Here is a 3,636-nt window from a genome sequence, read left to right as displayed (position 1 = left end):
TTCCTGTAGATATTCACCCTTGGGTTTACACAAACGATATAAACGGACATGATATGAAGCAATATCAATAAAATTATCATTTTCTTTGTGGGTTTAATACCCCACCGTCAACGGGGGTGTTCACGCATTACTTGGGGGAGCGAATCCATAAGTAATTTTCCTCCTGTCTCCTGTCTCCCCCTCCCCTCCTGGGAGGGGTTGGGGGTGGGTTGTCTCCTGTCTCCTTCTTCAACTGTTATAGCGGTAGGTTCTAATGTTAGTTCGGGAGTTTGGAATCTTTCATCTACTCCTGATGCAGGGGAATAATTTTGAAATCCTGTTGCCCATGCTGCAAATCTTGGATTAACAATACTGTCTGGTCTGATTAACCCTTCACCCTCAGAACTAATAAAACCAGGGATGGCAGAATCTATTTTTCCTGGGTCTTGGGTGGAACTGGAATAAGGTCCGAGTTGTTGGACAAATATTCTAAATTGGTCTTCGGTAAGTTCGCTGCTGTTAACACCTGAGAGGATGGCTAAAAATTCTCCTGTGACTGCATCTTGGATAATGGTGCTGTCAGCTAGTTCATTACTACCTTGAAAAATATTGAGGTCTTCAAAAGTTATTCCTCCTAATAAACCGATGGCATCTTGTTCTAGATTAAAGTCAGTAATTAAGTCTGCTTGGTTAATATCTGGGTTTCCCGTTGGTGGTTGATTTTGTCGTTGAAGAACAAAATTATCGAAACCCTCTCCCCCAGTTAAGGTGTCTGTACCTACATCGCCATAAATATTGTCGCTGCCAAGGTCTCCAGAGATATTATCGTTCCCTTTACCACCCCGCAGCGTGTCGCCACCTGCATTTCCGTTGAGAATATCGTTGCCTTGGTTGCCACTAATTAAGTCTCCACTTTCGAGACCATTAATTGTGTCATCTCCTGCTAAACCATATATTTCCTCTGCCTCCAAACTACCTGTGAGGAGTTCACTATTTTCTGTTCCTATTATTGTTGTCATTTTATTTCTTTTGAAATTTATGCAAGACTTTCTGTCGCAACTGCTTTGGTATTAGCAAAGAAGTTGCGATCGCTATTAATCCCACCGTTAACTATTGCTCTTATTACTTATTTTTATGTTTTTAACAGTAGATTCCGAAGCACTTTTTGCACTTTTTGTCAACTTTCTAGCTATTATTTTTTTCTTTTTATTGAATAGGGCAAAAGGGAAAATTGCATAGAGGAGATTCCCACCCCAAGCAATTTTAAGCGCGGTGATTATGGTGGGGTATTAAATCCACAAAAGAAAAGATAATTGCTAATTTACTTCTTTTTAATAGGACTTACGCATGAACGCTATTGGTAGTGGCGCGTCAAGCTTGAAATAGTGCTTTAGGAAAATTCTCCAAATCTTAGTCATAGCAAGAATTACACTAAAAAATTTAATACATCATTTTTAGCTTGACACGCTAGTAGGGTGTGTTAGCGCTAGCGTAACGCACCGATGCCCCTTATGTAGTGCCTTTGCGTAAGTCCTGTTTAAGTAGTAGCTGTTTCCCAGAGTTTGGTTTAAATAAGCTTTGTCTAAATATCTGTAGCGAAAGGTTCTTATTTAGGGCTAATTCCCTTTTTGTCAATACTATATTAGTCATCATCCATACCTCGCAGATGTTTGATAAAGTTACTATTCAATCGGCGGGCATTCTGACTGAGAGATAATAAAGTATCTCATCACAGTTGCGGGACAGCGACGGATTTACACCGAACTTTCCCCGTTTCCTCTAACGGCTGGCCTCCATTAGAACCGATTAATTACAATATTAAAACACAGCTACTTAATTAATGCAATACTTTTACAAAATTTTTTTTGCTAACTAGGGTTTGCTGAATAAAGTTAAAAGTCAGGTAGCTTACGGTAATGGAGCTTTTTGTATTCAATTTATCTCCTAAGTTATTGGCTCTTATTTACCTCAAAATACTGAATTTTTCTGCTGAGATTCAAGAAAATTTATTCACATAAAATGGCCGAAACAATTGCCTGTTATCCATCTCCGCGTCCCCGTGTCTCCGCGTCTCCGTGTCCTACCCCCACCAACTAATTTTTTCAGCAAACCCTAACTAGATATTTTCACTCCAGACAAAAACATCCCGACTATTATTAGCATCTCCCACCACTAAATTAGTTGCAAAAGAGTCAAAAGCGACTACTTCCCCGGAAGCAGAAATCGCTGGATTAAAAGAAGTCAAATTTCCTTCTAACCCCTGATAATTTACTGATATTTTAGTCGTGACACCATTTAGCAAATCCCGCACGAATATATCATTAGTGCCATTGCTATCCCCAGGCACCAGTAACGGATCGAAAGAATCAAAAGCTACAAACCGACCATCGCCAGAAATCGTCGGTGCAAAGGAACTTCTACTGACTTGATTACCAAAAATATCCACAGAGACGCGAGTCGTGATGCCATTTAGTACATCGCGCACAAATATATCTCTGGCATCATTGGTATCTCCCGGTACTAGATTAGTTGCCCTAGACTCGAAGGCAATAAAGCGACCATCGGCAGAAATAGAAGGACTGATGGAACTGAAATCTCCTTGGTTGCCTAAAGCATCTACTGAAATACTGCTGGTAATCCCAGTTAAGGTATCGTGCCAAAAAACGTCTCTGGTATTATTGGTATCTCCTGCCACAATATTAGTCGCAAAAGAGTCAAAAGCGATAAAGCGACCGTCAGCAGAAATAGCGGGATTGAAAGAACTGAAATTTGCTCGATCGCCCAGAGAATTTTTAGATATTTGGCTAGTCATACCAGTTAGAGTATCATGTAGAAAAATATCTCTGGCGTTGTTAATATCTGCCATAACTAGGTTGGTGGCATCAGACTCAAAGGCAATGAAGCGACCGTCAGCAGAAATAGTGGGGTTTATTGAGGCAGCATTGCTTTGGTTGCCTAGAGAATCTACGGATATTCTTGTTGTTGTAAAAGTCAGGAGGTCTCTGAGAAAAATATCTGTTGTATTATTGCTATCTCCTGGCACTAAATTAGTGGCATTAGAAGCAAAGGTTACAAAGCGACCATCGCCAGAAACAGAAGGATGAAAAGAATTGAGATTTCCACCAAACCCAAAAGAGTTTACCGAAACAATATCTGTAGTTTGAGTTTGTCTGTCTGTAATGAAAATATCTGTTTGGTTATTTGTATCTCCTATTACTAAGTTATCGGCAGCAGATTCAAAAGCAATATAACGACCATCGGCAGAAATAGAGGGATTAATGGAAAAGTTATTTCCTTCATTTCCTTGAAAGTTTACAGATAGGCGATCGATGTTTGTTTGGGGAATAATGTTTGTAACCATGATCTGGCAATAAAAGTCTATGTTATTGACTTAGTAATAATATCAAGCGCGATAAATATTTGCTACAAATAGCTGGGGATTTTTTTAGGAGTCAGGAGTCAGAATGAATAGCTTCGATACCATTTTTTAGTTCATAATTTATCTTATTCGTCAAAGGGACATCTCCTTCAAATTATTTTTCTCACCCTTATTATTCGTAAAATTATTTTTTCAAATTAGTATTATAATTAATTTTGCCTAATGAGACTTACACAACTTAACTGGTAAAATTAGACTATAATGCTTGTAAATCAATA

2 protein-coding genes and 1 riboswitch are annotated in these 3,636 nt (G+C 38.8%); both genes read right to left on the bottom strand.

Translation table 11 applies throughout. From position 1 onward, the window contains the following. Nucleotides 1-107: 107 nt before the first annotated feature. The gene (locus D5R40_RS31170; protein ID WP_124155740.1) at nucleotides 108-998 is read right to left on the bottom strand and encodes a calcium-binding protein; all 891 of its coding nucleotides are present in this window, start codon (nucleotides 996-998) and stop codon (nucleotides 108-110) included. Between the two features lie 656 nt (nucleotides 999-1,654). Next, nucleotides 1,655-1,801: riboswitch (cobalamin riboswitch) on the bottom strand. A gap of 294 nt (nucleotides 1,802-2,095) precedes the next feature. After that, a complete protein-coding gene (locus D5R40_RS31165; protein ID WP_124155739.1) occupies nucleotides 2,096-3,340 on the bottom strand; it encodes a TolB-like translocation protein in 1,245 nt (414 codons plus the stop codon). Between the last annotated feature and the right edge of the window lie 296 nt (nucleotides 3,341-3,636).

Source organism: Okeania hirsuta (genome assembly GCF_003838195.1).
GTDB classification, from domain to species: domain Bacteria; phylum Cyanobacteriota; class Cyanobacteriia; order Cyanobacteriales; family Microcoleaceae; genus Okeania; species Okeania hirsuta.
The sequence above is the reverse complement of the archived record's forward strand: the minus strand, read 5'-3'. Positions and strand labels throughout refer to the sequence as shown.